Here is a 17,119-nt window from a genome sequence, read left to right as displayed (position 1 = left end):
GCGGGCGATCTCTTTCAGCAATCCTCGGGAAGGATCACATGTGGATCGGGCCGTCGCCGCAGGCCAGCGCGGCTTCACGCACGGCTTCCGAGAAGGTCGGGTGCGCGTGGCAGGTCAGCGCCAGGTCCTCGGCGGAGCCGCCGTATTCCATGGTCACGCAGACCTCGTGGATCAGGTCGCCGGCGGAGGGGCCGATGATCGAGCAGCCGAGGATCCGGTCGGTTTCCTTGTCCGCGATGATCTTCACGAAGCCTTCGGACTGCATCACGGCCTTGGCCCGCGCGTTGCCCATCCAGGAGAACTTGCCGACCTTGTAGGCGCGGCCTTCTTCCTTCAGCTGCTCTTCGGTCTTGCCGACAGAGGCGACCTCGGGGGTGGTGTAGATCACGCCGGGGATGACATCGTAGTTCACGTGGCCATGCTTGCCCGCGATGACTTCCGCCACGGCCATGCCTTCGTCCTCGGCCTTGTGGGCCAGCATGGGGCCCGCAACCGCGTCACCGATGGCGTAGACGCCTTTCACGCTGGTTGCCCAATGCGCGTCGGTCTTGACGACGCCGCGGTCGGTCATGTCGACGCCCAGTTCCTTCAGGCCCAGACCGTCGGTGAAGGCGCGGCGGCCGGTGGCGACCAGCACGCAATCGGCGTCCAGCACGTGCTCGCTGTCGTCCTTGCGCAGCTTGTAGGTCAGCTTGGCCTTGGTCTTGGTGGTCTCGGCGCCCTGAACGGCGGCGCCCAGGATGAAGGTCATGCCCTGCTTGGCCAGGATCTTCTGCAGGTTCTTCTGAACCTCGCCATCCATGCCGGGGGTGACCTTGTCGAGGAACTCGACCACGGTCACTTCGGACCCCAGGCGGGCATAGACCGAACCCAGTTCCAGGCCGATCACGCCGGCGCCGACGACGACCATCTTCTTGGGAACCTTGGGCAGGTCCAGCGCGCCGGTGCTGTCGACGATGATGCCCTTCTCGTTGTCCACCTCGAGGCCCGGCAGGGCAGAGGGGACGGAGCCGGAAGCGACGACGATGTTCTTGGTCTCGTAGACCTCGGCACCGACCTTGACCTTGCCGGCCTCGGGGATGGAGGCCCAGCCCTTGATCCAGTCGATCTTGTTCTTCTTGAACAGGAATTCGATCCCGCCGGTGTTGCTGTCGACGACGCCCTGCTTGAAGGCCTTCATCTCGTCCCAGTCAACGCTCGGGGATTTGCCCTTCAGGCCCATCTTGGCAAAGTTGTGCTCTGCTTCGTGCAGCTGGTGCGTGGCGTGCAGCAGCGCCTTGGAGGGGATGCAGCCCACGTTCAGGCAGGTCCCGCCCAGGGTTTCGCGCCCTTCGACACAGGCAGTTTTCAGACCGAGCTGGGCGCAGCGGATCGCGGACACGTAGCCGCCGGGGCCGGCACCGATGATGATGACGTCATATTGGGCCATGGGTATCTCCTTCTTTCGTGTGGCGCGTCCCGCGCCGGGAGTGCTTCGTTTCGGGCCGGGGAGGGGGCTCTGCCCCCGCCGCTTGCGCGGCCCCCCGGAGTATTTCGGGCCGTCGAATGATCTAAAAGAGCGCGGCGCAGATCATGATCACGGTGGCAAGCAGGCCAAGCGCCCAGAGGTAAGACCTCCAGGGCGCCCAGCCGAAGGCATAGGCCGGAACGTAAAGGACCCGCGCGGCCAGGTAGATCCAGGCGCAGGTCACCGTCACGGCGGAGGAGGCACCGCCCCAGGTCACCAACGCCACGGCGATGGTGAAGAGGATCAGCCCCTCGAAGTGATTGTTCATCGCGCGATGCAGCCGCCCGGTGCGGCGCGACATCAGCAGATAGGGATTGCCGCCCTCGACATCCTGCGGATCCCGCGCGCCCATGGTCAGTCGCGTGCCCAGTTCCAGGTTGGCGGGCACGGCCATCAGGGCGATCTGGATCACCTGCAGCAGGCCTGCAAGGCCGAGAATCTTCGCTTCGATGGGCAGGGCGGGGTTCATGTGGACCTCGGAATAAGGCGGCTCAGAAGAAGGCTGCGACGTACATGACAAGCGTGGCGAGGAACCCGCACATGTAGATCATCGACCGCCAGGGCGACCAGCCGAAGGCATAGGCGGGAATGTAGATGGCGCGCGCCACGGCGTAGATCCAGGCGCAGGTCGCGGTCACGCCGTTGCCACCGTCGGACAGCAGCGCGACGACCACGGCGCCGATGAAGAAGGGGAAGTTCTCCGTGTGGTTGGCCAGGGCGCGGCGCAGACGCATCGTATCCTTGGCCAGCGGCGGCAGCTCATCCCGGGGGGAGGCATTGGCCTCTGATCCGACATCACGGGTCAGCAGCGACTGGGACCAGCCGACGAGGACGACATGTTCCAGCGCGACCACGGCAAGGGCGATCAGTTCAGGATGCATTGCGGGTCTCCAGACGCGTTTGCGCCGCATGGAAACGGCTGCGTGTGACGATGATGTCGGTGGCGGCAACCACGGCAAGGGTGCCGATGATCAGCTGCCCGAGGTTGGACCAGATCAGCCCACCGGAAATCGCATAGAGGTAAAGGCCGAGGCAAAGCAGCAGAGCGGCCAGGCGGGTGATCCGCCCCGGCGCCTCGCGACAAAGCGCAAACAGCATGCCACCGCAAAGGGCCATCTGCAGCAGGAGCCGACCCATGTCGGCAAAGCTGGACCTGCCCGCACCGATCCGGGCGCCAGTCAGAACGAAGGCGGCCGCGCCGGTGGCGAGGATGAGCCAGAACGAGAGACGGGCGAGTTTCATCGGGGGCGGGTCCGGAATTCGCAAAAGGGAGGTGCGCGCCCGGCCGTGGCCGGGCGCGCGAACCGGGTCTTACAGATCCATCAGCAGGCGACGGGGATCTTCCAGCGCTTCCTTGACGCGCACGAGGAAGGTCACGGCGCCCTTGCCGTCGACGATGCGGTGATCGTAGGACAGCGCCAGGTACATCATCGGGCGGATCTTGATCTCGCCGTTGACGACCATCGGACGGTCCTGGATCTTGTGCATCCCGAGGATACCGGACTGCGGGGGGTTCAGGATCGGCGAGGACATCAGCGAGCCATAGACACCACCGTTGGAGATGGTGAAGGTGCCGCCCTGCATTTCCGCCATGCTGAGCTTGCCGTCACGGGCGCGCTTGCCCTTCTCGGAAATGGCTTTCTCGATCTCGGCGAAGGACATCTGGTCGACATCGCGGATGACGGGAACCACCAGGCCCTGCGGGGTGCCCGCGGCGATGCCCATGTGGACGTAGTTCTTGTAGACCACGTCGGTGCCGTCGATCTCGGCGTTGACGTCCGGCACTTCCTTCAGCGCGTGGACGCATGCCTTGGTGAAGAAGGACATGAAGCCCAGGCGGGCGCCGTGCTTCTTCTCGAACTCTTCCTTGTACTGCTTGCGCAGGGCCATGACCTCGGTCATGTCCACCTCGTTGTAGGTGGTCAGCATGGCCGCGGTGTTCTGGCTGTCCTTCAGGCGCTTGGCGATGGTCTGGCGCAGGCGGGTCATCTTGACGCGCTCTTCGCGGGCCGCGTCATCGGCCGGAACCGGTGCGCGCGGGGCAGCGGCGGGCGCCGCCGGGGCCGCCTTGGCAGCGGCCAGGGCCTTTGCCACGTCGTCCTTCATGATGCGACCGTCCTTGCCGGAGCCGGTCACGGCAGAGGCCGAAAGGCCCGCTTCGGCCATGGCCTTCTTGGCGGAGGGCGCATCCTCGACGTCCTTGCCGCCGGAGGATGCCGGTGCGGCAGCCGGAGCGGGGGCGGATGCGGCGGGGGCCGCGGCTGCGCCACCGGCACCGGTGGTCATCTCCGCCAGCTGGCCGCCGGCTTCGACGGTTTCGCCTTCGGCCGCGAGGATCTTGGTCAGGGTGCCGGCGGCAGGCGCGGGAACCTCGACCGACACCTTGTCGGTTTCCAGCTCGCAGAGCATCTCGTCGGCGGCGAAGCTTTCGCCTTCCTTCTTGAACCAGGTGGCTACGGTGGCCTCGGTCACGGATTCACCCAGGGTGGGGACCATGATCGGCATCGCTTCGCCACCGGCGGAGGCGGGCTCCTCGGCGGGCGCGTCGAGGTGACGGGGTGCGGGCTCTTCCGGGCCTGCATTGCCTTCTTCGGAAATCATGCCCAGCAGGGCGTCGACACCCACGGTTTCACCTTCCTTGGCGACGATGTCGGCCAGGACGCCGGCGGCGGGCGCGGGCACTTCCACGGTCACCTTGTCGGTTTCCAGCTCGCACAGCATCTCGTCGACGGCGACGGCATCGCCGGGCTTCTTGAACCAGGTTGCGACGGTGGCTTCGGTAACGGATTCCCCAAGGGTGGGGACACGGATCTCGGTGCTCATGGGTCCTTAGTTTCCTTCGATGGTCAGCGCTTCGTCGACAAGCGACTCCTGCTGGGCTTTATGCTGTTTGGCCAGACCGGTGGCCGGCGAGGCGGATGCGACGCGGCCCACGTAACGCGGGCGGCTGTGAGTGGCGCCGATACGGTTGAGGCACCATTCGATGTTGGGTTCGATGAAGGTCCAGGCGCCCTGGTTCTTCGGCTCTTCCTGGCACCACACCATCTCTGCGCCCTTGAAGCGTTCCAGTTCCTTGACCAGCGAAATCGCCGGGAAGGGATAGAACTGCTCGACACGCAGCAGGTAGACATCGTCGATGCCACGGGCGTCACGCTCTTCCAGCAGGTCGTAATAGACCTTGCCGGAGCACATGACGACGCGCTTGATCTTGTCGTCGGCAGCCAGCTGGGTGCTCGAATTGCCGCGTTCCGCATCGTCCCACAACACGCGGTGGAAGCTGGATCCGGTGACGAAGTCCTCGGTCTTGCTGACCGCCATCTTGTGGCGCAGCAGCGATTTCGGCGTGACCAGGACCAGCGGCTTGCGGAAGCTGCGGTGCAGCTGGCGGCGCAGGATGTGGAAGTAGTTCGCAGGGGTGGAGCAGTTGGCGACGATCCAGTTGTCCTGGCCGCACATCTGCAGGAAGCGTTCAAGGCGGGCGGAGGAGTGCTCCGGCCCCTGGCCTTCGTAGCCGTGGGGCAGCAGCATCACCAGGCCGGACATCCGCAGCCACTTCGATTCACCCGAAGAGATGAACTGGTCGAACATGATCTGCGCGCCGTTGGCGAAGTCGCCGAACTGGGCTTCCCAGGCGACCAGGGCATTCGGTTCGGCCAGAGAGTAGCCGTATTCGAAGCCCAGCACCGCGTATTCCGACAGCATCGAGTCGATGACTTCGTAGCGCGCCTGGCCCGGCTTGATGTTGTTCAGCGGGTAGTAACGCTCTTCCGTCTCCTGGTTGATGAAGGCCGAGTGCCGCTGGGAGAAGGTCCCGCGGGTACTGTCCTGGCCCGCCAGGCGGACCGGGTAGCCCTCCGTCAGCAACGAGCCGAAGGCCAGCGCTTCGCCGGTCGCCCAGTCGAAGCCTTCGCCGCTGTCGAACATCTTGGTCTTGGCATCCAGAAGCCGGCCGACGGTCTTGTGGATCGGGTAGCCTTCCGGGGCGGAGCACAGCGACTTGCCGATTTCTTCCATCAGCTCGGGGCTGATCGCGGTTTCGCCGCGCTGGTAGTCTTCCTTTTCCCGCTCCAGACCGGACCACTTGCCGTCCAGCCAGTCAGCCTTGTTGGGCTTGTATTCCTTGCCGGCCTCGAACTCCTCGTTCAGGTGGGCCTGGAAGGCGGCCTTCATGTCCTCGATCTCGCCCTCGGGGATCAGGCCGTCCTTGACCAGCCGATCGGTGTAGAGCGACAGGGTCGTGCGGTGACCCTTGATGTTCTTGTACATGATCGGGTTGGTGAACATCGGCTCGTCGCCTTCGTTGTGACCGAAGCGGCGATAGCAGAAGATGTCGATCACGACATCCTTGTGGAACTTCTGGCGATACTCGGTGGCCACCTTGGCGGCGTGCACCACGGCTTCCGGGTCATCCCCGTTGACGTGGAAGATCGGCGCCTCGACCATCAGGGCGATGTCGGTGGGGTAGGGGGAGCTGCGCGAGAAGTGCGGCGCGGTGGTGAAGCCGATCTGGTTGTTCACCACGATGTGGATCGTGCCGCCGGTGCGGTGACCGACCAGGCCCGACAGGCCAAAGCATTCGGCCACGACACCCTGACCGGCGAAGGCCGCATCACCGTGCAGCAGGATCGGGATCACGCTGATGCGCTCCGGATCGTTCAGCTGTGCCTGCTTGGCGCGGGCCTTGCCCAGGACGACCGGGTTCACGGCTTCCAGGTGCGAGGGGTTGGCGGTCAGCGACAGGTGGACGGTGTTGCCGTCGAACTCACGGTCGGAAGACGCGCCGAGGTGGTATTTCACGTCGCCGGAACCGTCGACATCCTCGGGCTTGAAGGAGCCGCCCTGGAATTCGTTGAAGATCGCGCGGTAGGGCTTGCCCATCACGTTGGCCAGCACCGACAGGCGGCCGCGGTGCGGCATGCCGACCACGACTTCCTTGGCACCCAGGTTGCCGCCCCGCTTGATGATCTGCTCCATCGCGGGGATCAGCGCCTCACCACCGTCCAGGCCGAAACGCTTGGTGCCCATGTACTTGACGTGCAGGAACTTCTCGAAGCCCTCGGCCTCGACCAGCTTGTTCAGGATGGCGCGGCGGCCTTCGCGGGTGAACTTGATTTCCTTGTCGAAACCTTCGATCCGCTCCTTCAGCCAGCCGGCCTGCTCCGGATCGGAGATGTGCATGTACTGCAGGGCGAAGGTGCCACAGTAGGTGCGCTTCACGATGTCGACGATCTGCCGCATCGAGGCGACCTGCAGGCCCAGGACATTGTCGATGAAGATCGGGCGGTCCATGTCGGCAGAGGTGAACCCGTAGGACGCCGGGTCCAGTTCCGGATGCGCCACGGCGTCCTTCATGCCAAGCGGATCCAGGTCTGCGGCCAGGTGGCCGCGGATCCGGTAGGCGCGGATCAGCATGATGGCGCGGATGCTGTCCAGCACGGCGCGCTTGATGGCGTCATCGGAAACCGCAACACCCTTCTCGGAGGCCTTTTCCTTGATCTTCTTGCCCGCGTCCTTGGCCTCGGCCGGGGCGGCCCACATGCCGTCCAGCGCCGTGGTCAGGTCGTCATTGGGGGTCGGCGGCCAGTCGGTGCGCTTCCAGGACGGGCCCTCGGCTTCCTTCTTCGCCTCGGTCTCGCTGTCGCCAAGGCTGGAGAAGAACTCGGCCCAGGCGGCATCCACGGCCGCCGGGTCGTTCGCCCAGCGTGCGTAGAGTTGTTCGAGATAGGCTGCGTTGTGCCCCTGCATGAAGCTGGAGGCGTGGAAGAGGTCGTTAGGGCTCTGATCGGTCATCTGGTCACCTGGGGACGAAACTGAAAAGCGTCGGTCTGCGACGAAACGGGGTGGGCGGCGGGGGTGCGGCCTGGCGGGGCGGCCGCAGGCGGGCTCTGGCAGTGGACTTTGGCCTTGCTGGAGGTCATGCGGTTGCGCCCCCCTTGGTGGGGACGGGGCCCCAGCGGTTCTCGCGCGGCTCGGTCGGGCGGGTCAGCCACCACAGGACGATGAGCGGAGAGAAGACACAGACGATCATGGCCAGAACCAGGACGATCTGCGCAAGGCTTCCGATGCCCGCGAAGACGTCTCCGGGGAAGCCCGGCTCGGAAAAGTTCAGCGCGCCCACGAAACCGGCGAAGCTGAGCGTGCCGATGATGGCGATGATCGGGTAGAGCAGGTGCAGTCCGCTGCGCCCGCTGTCGTGCATCCGGCGCCAGCCGGCCGCCAGCATCGGCAGGAACATCGCAAGGGAGAAAAGCCCCGAAAGCGGCCCGTCGGAGGAGGCGCTGAAGACGACGCCGTCGATGATCCCCAGGGCGATGGAGGCAAGGATGTTGAACAGGACGAAGAACCAGTATTCCGGGCGGCTCGCGCGGCCGGAGAAGGTCACGTACTTGCGCAGGCAGGTGCGGATAGCGTCGGAGAAGCTCATTTCATGAACTCCTCTCGCTGACACGGCTCCGGGACTGCTTGCTCGCGTGGCATGTCGGTTCTCTTATCCCCCTTTCGGGACGGGGGCTTCATACGGATGTGGACAGGGCCGTATCGTCGTTGTGCGATACGGCCCACGCCCGTGTCTGGCGTGGTGCGGGCCGGGCCCGCGGGGCCGATCAGCCCTTGATGGCCTTCAGCACGGCCTCACCGAGGCCTGCAGGGCTGTCCGCGACAACGATACCGGCCGATTTCATGGCTTCGATCTTGTCTTCCGCGCCACCCTTGCCACCGGCGACGATGGCACCGGCGTGGCCCATGCGGCGGCCCGGAGGGGCGGTACGGCCGGCGATGAAGCCAGCGGTCGGCTTCCAGCGGCCCTTCTTCTTCTCGTCCGCCAGGAACTGTGCGGCTTCCTCTTCGGCCGAGCCACCGATCTCACCGATCATGATGATCGACTCGGTTTCCGGATCCTTCAGGAACATTTCCAGCACTTCCAGGTGCTCGGTGCCCTTGATCGGGTCGCCGCCGATGCCAACCGCGGAGGACTGGCCAAGGCCCGCGTCCGAGGTCTGCTTCACGGCTTCGTAGGTCAGGGTGCCGGAACGGGACACGACGCCGACGGACCCACGCTTGTGGATGTGGCCGGGCATGATGCCGATCTTGCAGGCGCCGGGGGTGATGACGCCCGGGCAGTTCGGGCCGATCAGGCGGGACTGGCTGTTCTTCAGCGCGGCCTTCACCTTCATCATGTCCAGAACCGGGATGCCTTCGGTGATGCAGACGATCAGAGGGATCTCGGCATCGATGGCTTCCAGGATCGAGTCGGCCGCGAAGGGCGGCGGCACGTAGATGACGGAGGCATTCGCGCCGGTCTTCTCGACCGCTTCGGCCACGCCGTCGAAGACGGGCAGGTCGAGGTGCGTGGTGCCACCCTTGCCGGGGGTCACGCCGCCGACCATCTTGGTGCCGTAGGCGATCGCCTGTTCAGAGTGGAAGGTACCCTGAGAGCCGGTGAAGCCCTGGCAGATGACCTTGGTGTTTTCGTCAACGAGAACTGCCATGGTTTCAGCCCTTCACTGCTTTAACAATTTTTTCGGCGCCGTCGGACAGGTCGTCTGCCGCGATGACGTTCAGACCGGAGGTCGCGATGATCTCCTTGCCCTTCTCGACGTTGGTGCCTTCCAGGCGCACGACCAGCGGAACTTCCAGGCCGACTTCCTTCACGGCGGCGATGACGCCTTCCGCGATGATGTCGCAGCGCATGATGCCGCCGAAGATGTTCACCAGGATGCCCTTCACGTTCTTGTCGGACGTGATGATCTTGAAGGCCTCGGTCACTTTCTCCTTGGTGGCGCCGCCACCGACGTCGAGGAAGTTCGCGGGCTCGGCACCGTAGAGCTTGATGATGTCCATCGTTGCCATGGCCAGGCCTGCGCCGTTCACCATGCAGCCGATCTCGCCATCAAGCGCGATGTAGTTCAGGTCGTACTTGGAGGCCGCCAGTTCCTTGGCGTCTTCCTCGGTCTCGTCGCGCAGGGCGGCGATGTCCTGGTGGCGGTAGATGGCGTTGCCGTCGAAGCCGACCTTGGCGTCTAGCACCTTCAGGTTGCCGTCGGGCATGACGATCAGCGGGTTGATCTCCAGCTGTTCCATGTCCTTGTCCATGAAGGCACGGTACAGGTCACCCATCAGCTTCACGCACTGCTTCATCGCGGCGCCCTTCAGCCCGAGGGCGAAGGCGACCTTGCGGCCGTGGAACGGCGCATAGCCGGTGGCCGGATCGATGGAGAAGGACAGGATCTTCTCGGGGGTGGAGGCGGCAACGTCCTCGATGTCCATGCCACCCTCGGTGGAGCAGACGACGGAAACGGAAGAGGTGGCGCGGTCGACCAGCAGGGCCAGGTACAGCTCACGCTCGATGTCGGAACCGGCTTCGATGTAGATGCGGTTCACCTGCTTGCCTGCGGGACCGGTCTGGTGCGTGACCAGGGTCTTGCCCAGCATCTTCTTCGCTTCGGCCTCTGCCTCCTCGACAGACTTGGCCAGGCGGACACCGCCCTTTTCGCCGGCGCTTTCCTCGACGAACTTGCCCTTGCCGCGACCACCTGCGTGGATCTGCGCCTTCACGACCCACAGCGGGCCGTCCAGCTCGCCTGCAGCAGTCTTGGCTTCGTCAGCCTTCAGGACAGCGCGACCGTCGGAAACCGGCGCGCCATATTCGCGCAGGATCGCCTTTGCCTGGTATTCATGGATATTCATGAACCTCTTCCCTCGTTTGCTACGATTGCCATCGGTAGTGGCACAGTCTTACCTGTCGATGAACCAATTTTTGCGAGGGTGGGAGAATTTCTGCCTATTTTTTGCAGTTTGTGATCACGCCCGGAAAACGTGTGATCACAAACCGGAAAGCGCTGATCGCTGCAGCGCTTGCGGCACCCTCCGACAAGATTCGCGGTATCCGAATTGTACATTTCGCCGCACCCCCGTAGTTGACCCAGACGTAAGTCAGTATCCGAGTGGGTCAAATCCATGCATGTCATCAGCTTGTCCAGCATACCGCCACGCTTCTCGTTGCTGGACGCGCCGCTGCGAAGCCTCCTCGCACAGCGCCGCCGCGCAGAGGCGATCCGCCTCTACATCCCGCACCGCTACCGCCGTTTTCCGGACTGGGACGGAACCCTGCCCGAGGTGCCGCGCGGCGTGGAAATCTGTCGCGTCGACGAAGACCTGGGGCCCGCCACCAAGGTGCTCTACGCGGCAGAGGAACTGCGCGGTCAGGATATCGGCCTGCTCTTTTGCGATGATGACAGGATCTACCGCCGGGAATGGAGCGGCAGGCTGCTGCGGGCCTGGCGGGCGCATCCGGAGGCGACGATCTGCGCCGGGGGCTTCGACATGCATTTCCTGGAACTCCCGATGCCGGCAGAGGTACCGCAGCCACGCTATGGCTACCGCGACGAGGAGGAGTTCGATCGGGACGAACATCGTGGTCAGGTCCTGCGCAGGCTGGTCACGCCCTTCGGCTTGCGCCGGTTCGTCCGCCCCCTGCGCAATCGCTATTCCCGGTCCGGCCATTGCCATGTCGCCGAAGGCTATGGCGGCATCCTGATCCGGCCGGACTGGCTGCCCCCGGAAGCCTGGCAGATTCCCGATGGCCACTGGGCGGTCGATGATGTGTGGCTGTCGGGGCATCTGGCCCGCACGGGGCACACCCCCTGGCTGGAGGCCAGGGCCCTGCGGCTGGATGAAGGCGACGGAAGCGAGGTCGATCCCCTCTACCTCGCGCGGATCGGCGGGGCGGGGCGGCGGGACGCGAATATCGCCTGCGCGCAGTATTTCATGGACGTCTACGGCATCTGGACCTGACAGATCCCGGCAGACCCTCGCACCCTGGGGATGCGCAAAGAAAAACGGGCCGCGATGCGGCCCGTTTCCCGTTTCTCGAACTGGCGCGGATCAGGCCAGGGAGCCGTCGATGCCCTTGCAGGCTTCGACCAGGCCCTTGACGGCGTCCACGGACTTGTCAAAGCCTTCCTGCTCTTCCTTGTTCAGCTTGATCGGCACGATCTTCTCGATGCCGCCAGCGCCGATCACGGTCGGAACGCCCACGTACATGTCCTTCACGCCCAGGTCGCCGTCGCAGTAGGCGGCGCAGGGCAGGACGCGCTTCTGGTCCTTCAGGTAGGCTTCGGCCATTTCGATGGCGGAAGTCGCGGGCGCGTAGAAGGCGGAGCCGGTTTTCAGCAGGCCGACGATCTCTGCGCCACCGTCACGGGTGCGCTGCACGATCGCGTCCAGCTTCTCCTGGGTGGTCCAGCCCATTTCGATCAGGTCGGGCAGGGGGATACCGGCCACGGTGGAGTAGCGCACCGACGGCACCATGGTGTCGCCGTGGCCGCCCAGCACGAAGGCGGTGACGTCCTTCATGGAAACGTCGAATTCCACCGACAGGAAGTGGCGGAAGCGCGCGCTGTCCAGCACGCCTGCCATGCCGCAGACCTTGGAGGTCGGCAGGCCGGAGAACTTCTGCAGCGCCCAGACCATCGCGTCCAGCGGGTTGGTGATGCAGATGACGAAGGCGTCGGGTGCGAATTCGCCGATGCCTTCACCGACGGATTTCATGACCTTCAGGTTGATGCCCAGCAGGTCGTCGCGGGACATGCCCGGCTTGCGCGGGACACCGGCGGTCACGATGCAGACATCCGCGCCGGCGATGTCGGCGTAGGATTGGGTGCCCTTCAGCTTGGCGTCGAAGCCTTCCGAGGGGCCGGATTCCGCGATGTCGAGCGCCTTGCCCTCGGGGGTGCCTTCTGCGATGTCGAAAAGGACAACGTCACCCAGTTCTTTCAGGGCTGCGAGATGGGCGAGAGTGCCGCCGATCTGGCCCGCGCCGATGAGGGCAATCTTGGGTCTGGCCATTGTTTCTTTCTCCGGTCCGGTTGAAACGTCGAGGGATGGCGTAGGCCGTTTGCGGATGGGACGCAAGGGTGCAGCGGCGGATCAGGCCCGGAGGCGGCCGTTGAAAATTCACTGAAATTACATGAAATCAGGCAGTTGTGATGTTGCTCGCGGGTCTTCTTCGCCGCCCCTTCCGGGGCCGGAATGCCCTTTGCCTGCGCATGTTAGCGCGCACATGCTGCGCTGCCGCGATTCTTCTCGCGATGATGGGAGCGCTGCCATGGCCGGCGAGGTCAAGGTCCGGATTATCGCATGGTGAATGCGCCGGAGCAGCGTGAAGGCGATGTGGGATGGCTCCCGCCGGGGCGGGCGGAAGACGCCAGTGCAGCCCCGGGACACCACGGAGATCCCTGCAAGCCGGCGGGCTTCCGGATCGAGGCGCACCAGAAACCCGGCGCCGGTGGCAACCTAGCTGCCGCCTTCCCGCCGGTGGCGGGGGGCGGCGTGGCGCCCCTGGGGCGTGCCCCCTGCGTCAGGCGTCCTGATCATCCACCGGCAAGGCTTCCTTCAGGGTTTCGAAGGCCTGGCCGCTGGCGATCAGGCAGGTGATTCCCTGCGGGCTGGTCACGGTGATCGTCCAGGTGCCGCTTTCGTCGGAGGCAAAGACCTCCACCACGGCGTTGTTGGCGCCCAGCCCGATGGACCGGCGGGTCTCTCCGTAGCCGCTGGCAAGGCGGTCGACGACGACCTCCCTCGGGGCGCAGGTGCGTTGGGTCTGGGCTGTCGCGCCATGGGGCAGGGCACTCCAGACCGCGGCGGTCAGGCTTGCCGTCAGGGCGCTGCGCAGGATCTCGTTCCTAGTCATACTGGCCTTCCTTCCGTCCGGTGCTGCCGGTCTGTCCGGGGGACCCGGTCTGGTCCGGTTCGGCCCGGTTCGGCCCGGTCCGCCGGGCGTGGGGGTTGCAATCCGGACCGGCGTTGCTGCCGGTCCCGTGGCCTTCCCCATGCCTGCGCGCCCTGTTCCGGATCGTCGCGCCTTCAGCCTGCGCGCCGAGGCGCTGAAATTCGGTTAACGCGCCGCGCCTTTCCGTTATCCTGTGCCTGCGACTCCCCCGTCTTGCGGCCAAAACGGCCGCAGGACCTGCAAAACCGTTCGGCCCCCAAAGCCATTGGGCCCTAAAAAATTCCGCCACGCGCGGCGCCCTGTTGCGGCGACGCAGCGAAAAATCGCGGCAGGGTGAGGATTGGGCTTGAAATGATCGCTCAATCAATGCGATCCCTGCGCAAGAAAATTGCTCACCCGAGGTTGCCCCATGGATGCCACGCTGCGCCCCTACCGTTCGCTTCTCTATATTCCCGGGTCCAAGGACCGCGCGCTGGAGAAGGCGCGCACCCTGCCTGTCGACGCGATCCTCTTCGATCTCGAAGACGCGGTCATGCCCGAGGCAAAGGTGCCCGCCCGGGAAACCCTGACCGCCGCCCTGGCGGAGGGCGGCTATGGCCCCCGGGCCAAGATCGTGCGGATCAACGGGCTGGACACGGACTGGGGCCGGGGCGATGTCGCGGCGCTGGAAGGCGCCGACATCGACGCGATCCTGCTGCCCAAGGTGAACTCCGCCGCCGACATCGACCTGCTGGCGGGGCTCTGCGACGTGCCGATCTGGGCGATGATGGAAACACCGCTGGCGATCTTCAACGCGCTGGAAATCGCGGCCCATCCCCGCATGCAGGGCTTCGTCGCCGGCACCAATGACCTGGCGAAGGAGCTGAACTGCCGCACCCGCCCCGACCGCCTGCCGATGCAGATGGCGCTGCAGACCATGCTGCTGGCCGCCCGCGCCCATGGCCTGATCGCCGCCGATGGGGTCTACAACCAGTTCAAGGACGACGCCGGGCTGGAGGCCGAATGCGAGCAGGGCCGCGACCTCGGCTTTGACGGCAAGACCCTGATCCACCCGGCCCAGGTCGCCACCACCAACCGCGTCTTCGCCCCGTCGGAGGCAGAGGTCGACCTCGCCCGCCGCCAGATCGCCGCTTTCGAAGAGGTGTTGCAGACCGGCCAGGGCGTCGCCGTGGTCGACGGCAAGATCGTCGAGAACCTGCACGTCGACACCGCCCGCAAGACCCTTGCCAAAGCAGAGGCGATCGCGGCTGCGGCAGCCTAGACCATTGCATCGGTAGGGCAGGGCGCGCAGGGTCCCGGCATAGACTCCCGCGATCTCCCTGTCCGAAAGGTACCTCCCATGGCACTCATATTGCTCGGCCTGCTCCTCTTCACCTGGCCCCACGTCATGAAGGAATACACCCCCGCCCTGCGCGCGCGCCTGGGCGAGGGCAAGGCGAAACCCATTGTTGCCCTTGCCGCCCTCCTGGCCATCGTCCTGATGGTGCTGGGCTACCGATCCGCCGACTACACCTATGTCTATGCCCCGCCTGCCTGGGGCCAGCACCTCAACAACCTCCTGATGCTCTTCGCCGTGGCGATGTTCGGCGCGGCCAATTCGAAAAGCCACCTGAAGGGCTGGGTGCGCCATCCGATGTTCTCCGGCACTATCCTCTGGGGCATCTCCCACCTGCTGGTGCGGGGGGATGCGGCCTCCATCCTGCTCTTCGGCGGCATGATCGTCTGGGCCGTGGCGGGCTGGATCGTCTCCAACCGCAACCACCCCGATTACACGCCCTACAGCGGCGGCACGCTGAAAAGCGATCTGATCCTCGCGGTCATCACCGTGGTGGTCTACATCGTCATCGTCCTGATCCACGGCTGGGTCGGGCCCAATCCGCTCCCGATGTGAGGCACCATGAAGCTCTACCGATTCCTGACCGAAGACGACACCTCCGCCTTTTGCCACAAGGTCACCAAGGCCCTGAACGAAGGCTGGGCGCTGCACGGCTCCCCCACCTACGCCTTCGACGCGGCCAATGGCACCATGCGCTGCGGCCAGGCCGTGGTGAAGGAGGCGGAGGGTACCTACACCCCCGAAACCAAGTTGAGCGAGCATTGACATGAAAACCAACCCGGGCCGTTTCTTCGAGGATTACCGGCTGGGCGAAACCATCGCCCATGCCGTGCCCCGCACCGTTTCCGGGGGCGAGCGCGCGCTTTATCACGCGCTCTACCCCGCGCGCGGGGCACTCTATTCCTCCGATGAATTCGCCCGGGCCTGCGGTCTGCCGATGGCGCCGGTGGATGACCTCGCGGCCTTCCACCTGGTCTTCGGCAAGACCGTGCCGGACATCTCTCTCAACGCCGTGGCCAACCTTGGCTATGCCGAAGGCCGCTGGCTGGCGCCGGTCTACCCGGGGGATACGCTGACGGCGCGCTCCACCGTGATCGGGCTGAAGCAGAACTCCAACGGCAAGACCGGCGTGGTCTGGGTCCGCACCGAGGGGCTGAACCAGCACGGCACCGTGGTCCTCAGCTACGTGCGCTGGGTCATGGTGCGGAAGGGCAACCTGGATGCCCCCGCGCCCGAAACCCAGGTGCCGGATCTCTCCCCCGTCGTGGCCCCCACAGACCTCGTGGTGCCGCAGGGCCTCGACTTCACCGGCTACGACTTCACCCTCGCGGGCGAACCCCATGCCTGGGGCGACTACCAGGTGGGGGAAGTGATCGACCACGTCGACGGCTCCACCGTCGAGGAGGCGGAGCACATGCTGGCCACGCGCCTGTGGCAGAACACCGCCAAGGTCCACTTCGACGCCACCTTCCGCCCCGACGGCCAGCGGCTGATCTACGGCGGCCACGTGATTTCCATGGCCCGCGCGCTCTCCTTCAACGGGCTGGCCAATGCGCAGATGATCGTCGCGCTGAACGGCGGCGCCCATGCCAATCCCTGCTTCTCCGGCACCACGATCAAGGCCTGGTCCGAGGTGCTGGACCGCGCCGAAACCTCCGCCCCCGGTGTCGGCGCCCTGCGCCTGCGCCTGGTGGCGACCTCCGGTGGGGAGCCCTTCACCCTGAAGGACGAGGCGGGCAAGTACCTGCCGCACGTTATGCTGGATCTCGACTACTGGGCGCTGATCCCGCGCTGACCGCCGCTCCGCTCGCGCCCGCCCGCCAGCGGGCCGAGCCCGCCAAAGGACCCCGCCATGATCGGGTACATCACCTATGGCGCCGATGACCTCGATCGCGCGCTCGACTTCTACGCCTCCTTCCTGATCGACCTCGGCTATGTCTTCGAGGAAGGCCCGGAGGGGCTCGACTTCATCATGCCCCTGCGCGAGGGGGAGGGGCCGGTCCTTGCCGATTTCTACGTCAAGCATCCGCAGAACGGTGGCCCGGCCACGGCGGGGAATGGCACCATGGTGGCCTTCATGGCCCGCGATCAGGCCCAGGTCCGCAAACTTCACGCCGCCGCCCTCGCCGCAGGCGGCACCGACGCAGGCGCCCCGGGCTTCCGCCCCGCCTACAGCGCCAATTTCTACGTCGCCTATCTGCGCGATCCCCAGGGCAACAAGCTGGCGCTCTACGCCTATTCGCCCGAAGCCTAGCGGCCAGAGGGCAGGGGGCGCCAAGGCCGATCCCGCGGCCCCGAAACGGGGCGCTTCCACCGGTGGGGCAGGGCGCCCTATCCCCCGATATCCGGGCGCCAAATCCTCCTGCCCGGGGTGCCGCAAATCCGCCTGGCGACCGGCGACGGCGAAGAATCAACTGAAAAAACCAAGCAAATCAGTCGGATTTCAGCTTTGATCAAAATGTGATCACACGCTGGAATTCCGTGATCACATCGGCAAAAAGAAGTCGTTGGTTTTGTCAAATTCTCGGGACTGTTAGCGCCGCAGAGG

17 protein-coding genes are annotated in these 17,119 nt (G+C 65.4%); 6 read left to right on the top strand and 11 right to left on the bottom strand.

Features of this window, described 5'->3' with window-relative positions:
- Positions 1 to 34: 34 nt before the first annotated feature.
- The 9 genes from lpdA to sucC form a co-directional block, all read right to left on the bottom strand.
- Complete coding sequence (gene lpdA, locus AC2IR1_RS18475) at positions 35 to 1,429, bottom strand: dihydrolipoyl dehydrogenase (protein ID WP_486473442.1); 1,395 nt, start codon at positions 1,427 to 1,429, stop codon at positions 35 to 37.
- 121 nt (positions 1,430 to 1,550) lie between these two features.
- Entirely contained in the window at positions 1,551 to 1,976 is a 426-nt protein-coding gene (locus AC2IR1_RS18470) for an MAPEG family protein (protein ID WP_486473441.1), read from the bottom strand.
- 22 nt (positions 1,977 to 1,998) lie between these two features.
- The gene (locus AC2IR1_RS18465; protein ID WP_486473440.1) at positions 1,999 to 2,388 is read right to left on the bottom strand and encodes an MAPEG family protein; all 390 of its coding nucleotides are present in this window, start codon (positions 2,386 to 2,388) and stop codon (positions 1,999 to 2,001) included.
- Entirely contained in the window at positions 2,378 to 2,749 is a 372-nt protein-coding gene (locus AC2IR1_RS18460) for a hypothetical protein (RefSeq protein ID WP_486473439.1), read from the bottom strand. Before AC2IR1_RS18460 ends, AC2IR1_RS18465 begins: the two co-directional genes overlap by 11 nt.
- 69 nt (positions 2,750 to 2,818) lie before the next feature.
- Positions 2,819 to 4,330 (bottom strand): 2-oxoglutarate dehydrogenase complex dihydrolipoyllysine-residue succinyltransferase, encoded by a 1,512-nt coding sequence (gene odhB / locus AC2IR1_RS18455; RefSeq protein ID WP_486473438.1) that lies wholly within the window; start codon positions 4,328 to 4,330, stop codon positions 2,819 to 2,821.
- Positions 4,331 to 4,336: 6 nt separating this feature from the next.
- Complete coding sequence (locus AC2IR1_RS18450; RefSeq protein WP_486473437.1) at positions 4,337 to 7,297, bottom strand: 2-oxoglutarate dehydrogenase E1 component; 2,961 nt, start codon at positions 7,295 to 7,297, stop codon at positions 4,337 to 4,339.
- Between the two features lie 124 nt (positions 7,298 to 7,421).
- On the bottom strand, positions 7,422 to 7,931 hold the full coding sequence (locus AC2IR1_RS18445; protein WP_486473436.1) for a DUF805 domain-containing protein: 510 nt from the start codon (positions 7,929 to 7,931) through the stop codon (positions 7,422 to 7,424).
- Between the two features lie 178 nt (positions 7,932 to 8,109).
- Entirely contained in the window at positions 8,110 to 8,994 is an 885-nt protein-coding gene (gene sucD, locus AC2IR1_RS18440; RefSeq protein ID WP_486473435.1) for a succinate--CoA ligase subunit alpha, read from the bottom strand.
- Between the two features lie 4 nt (positions 8,995 to 8,998).
- The gene (gene sucC, locus AC2IR1_RS18435) at positions 8,999 to 10,192 is read right to left on the bottom strand and encodes an ADP-forming succinate--CoA ligase subunit beta (protein WP_486473434.1); all 1,194 of its coding nucleotides are present in this window, start codon (positions 10,190 to 10,192) and stop codon (positions 8,999 to 9,001) included.
- Positions 10,193 to 10,462: 270 nt separating this feature from the next.
- Here sucC and AC2IR1_RS18430 point away from each other — a divergent pair, with 270 nt between their 5' ends.
- Entirely contained in the window at positions 10,463 to 11,299 is an 837-nt protein-coding gene (locus tag AC2IR1_RS18430) for a glycosyltransferase family 2 protein (RefSeq protein WP_486473433.1), read from the top strand.
- A 90-nt stretch (positions 11,300 to 11,389) separates the two neighbouring features.
- Here AC2IR1_RS18430 and mdh read toward each other — a convergent pair whose 3' ends face one another.
- Together mdh and AC2IR1_RS18420 are read right to left on the bottom strand one after the other, a co-directional pair.
- Entirely contained in the window at positions 11,390 to 12,352 is a 963-nt protein-coding gene (mdh, locus tag AC2IR1_RS18425; RefSeq protein ID WP_486473432.1) for a malate dehydrogenase, read from the bottom strand.
- 511 nt (positions 12,353 to 12,863) lie between these two features.
- A complete protein-coding gene (locus AC2IR1_RS18420; protein WP_486473431.1) occupies positions 12,864 to 13,196 on the bottom strand; it encodes a hypothetical protein in 333 nt (110 codons plus the stop codon).
- A gap of 448 nt (positions 13,197 to 13,644) precedes the next feature.
- Between AC2IR1_RS18420 and AC2IR1_RS18415 the strand changes: the two genes are divergently transcribed.
- The 5 genes from AC2IR1_RS18415 (at position 13,645) to AC2IR1_RS18395 (ending at position 16,825) form a co-directional block, all read left to right on the top strand.
- The gene (locus AC2IR1_RS18415) at positions 13,645 to 14,496 is read left to right on the top strand and encodes an HpcH/HpaI aldolase/citrate lyase family protein (RefSeq protein WP_486473430.1); all 852 of its coding nucleotides are present in this window, start codon (positions 13,645 to 13,647) and stop codon (positions 14,494 to 14,496) included.
- A 78-nt stretch (positions 14,497 to 14,574) separates the two neighbouring features.
- Positions 14,575 to 15,126: an NnrU family protein gene (locus tag AC2IR1_RS18410; protein WP_486473429.1), complete on the top strand. Its 552-nt coding sequence runs from the start codon at positions 14,575 to 14,577 to the stop codon at positions 15,124 to 15,126.
- A 6-nt stretch (positions 15,127 to 15,132) separates the two neighbouring features.
- Positions 15,133 to 15,336, top strand: a complete 204-nt coding sequence (locus AC2IR1_RS18405; protein WP_486473428.1) for a DUF1737 domain-containing protein — start codon at positions 15,133 to 15,135, stop codon at positions 15,334 to 15,336.
- 1 nt (position 15,337) lies between these two features.
- Complete coding sequence (locus AC2IR1_RS18400; RefSeq protein WP_486473427.1) at positions 15,338 to 16,366, top strand: MaoC family dehydratase; 1,029 nt, start codon at positions 15,338 to 15,340, stop codon at positions 16,364 to 16,366.
- Between the two features lie 57 nt (positions 16,367 to 16,423).
- Entirely contained in the window at positions 16,424 to 16,825 is a 402-nt protein-coding gene (locus AC2IR1_RS18395) for a VOC family protein (RefSeq protein WP_486473426.1), read from the top strand.
- Positions 16,826 to 17,119: the final 294 nt, after the last annotated feature.

This window comes from Pseudooceanicola sp. NS-SX8, from assembly GCF_057380755.1.
Note: the sequence above shows the minus strand (reverse complement) of the source record. Positions and strands in the feature narration are given on the sequence as shown.

Coding starts and splice junctions, on each gene's coding strand:
- lpdA (WP_486473442.1), bottom strand. CDS start 1,429: ATGGCCCAATATGACGTCATCATCATCGGTGCCGGCCCCGGCGGCTAC.
- AC2IR1_RS18470 (WP_486473441.1), bottom strand. CDS start 1,976: ATGAACCCCGCCCTGCCCATCGAAGCGAAGATTCTCGGCCTTGCAGGC.
- AC2IR1_RS18465 (WP_486473440.1), bottom strand. CDS start 2,388: ATGCATCCTGAACTGATCGCCCTTGCCGTGGTCGCGCTGGAACATGTC.
- AC2IR1_RS18460 (WP_486473439.1), bottom strand. CDS start 2,749: ATGAAACTCGCCCGTCTCTCGTTCTGGCTCATCCTCGCCACCGGCGCG.
- odhB (WP_486473438.1), bottom strand. CDS start 4,330: ATGAGCACCGAGATCCGTGTCCCCACCCTTGGGGAATCCGTTACCGAA.
- AC2IR1_RS18450 (WP_486473437.1), bottom strand. CDS start 7,297: ATGACCGATCAGAGCCCTAACGACCTCTTCCACGCCTCCAGCTTCATG.
- AC2IR1_RS18445 (WP_486473436.1), bottom strand. CDS start 7,931: ATGAGCTTCTCCGACGCTATCCGCACCTGCCTGCGCAAGTACGTGACC.
- sucD (WP_486473435.1), bottom strand. CDS start 8,994: ATGGCAGTTCTCGTTGACGAAAACACCAAGGTCATCTGCCAGGGCTTC.
- sucC (WP_486473434.1), bottom strand. CDS start 10,192: ATGAATATCCATGAATACCAGGCAAAGGCGATCCTGCGCGAATATGGC.
- AC2IR1_RS18430 (WP_486473433.1), top strand. CDS start 10,463: ATGCATGTCATCAGCTTGTCCAGCATACCGCCACGCTTCTCGTTGCTG.
- mdh (WP_486473432.1), bottom strand. CDS start 12,352: ATGGCCAGACCCAAGATTGCCCTCATCGGCGCGGGCCAGATCGGCGGC.
- AC2IR1_RS18420 (WP_486473431.1), bottom strand. CDS start 13,196: ATGACTAGGAACGAGATCCTGCGCAGCGCCCTGACGGCAAGCCTGACC.
- AC2IR1_RS18415 (WP_486473430.1), top strand. CDS start 13,645: ATGGATGCCACGCTGCGCCCCTACCGTTCGCTTCTCTATATTCCCGGG.
- AC2IR1_RS18410 (WP_486473429.1), top strand. CDS start 14,575: ATGGCACTCATATTGCTCGGCCTGCTCCTCTTCACCTGGCCCCACGTC.
- AC2IR1_RS18405 (WP_486473428.1), top strand. CDS start 15,133: ATGAAGCTCTACCGATTCCTGACCGAAGACGACACCTCCGCCTTTTGC.
- AC2IR1_RS18400 (WP_486473427.1), top strand. CDS start 15,338: ATGAAAACCAACCCGGGCCGTTTCTTCGAGGATTACCGGCTGGGCGAA.
- AC2IR1_RS18395 (WP_486473426.1), top strand. CDS start 16,424: ATGATCGGGTACATCACCTATGGCGCCGATGACCTCGATCGCGCGCTC.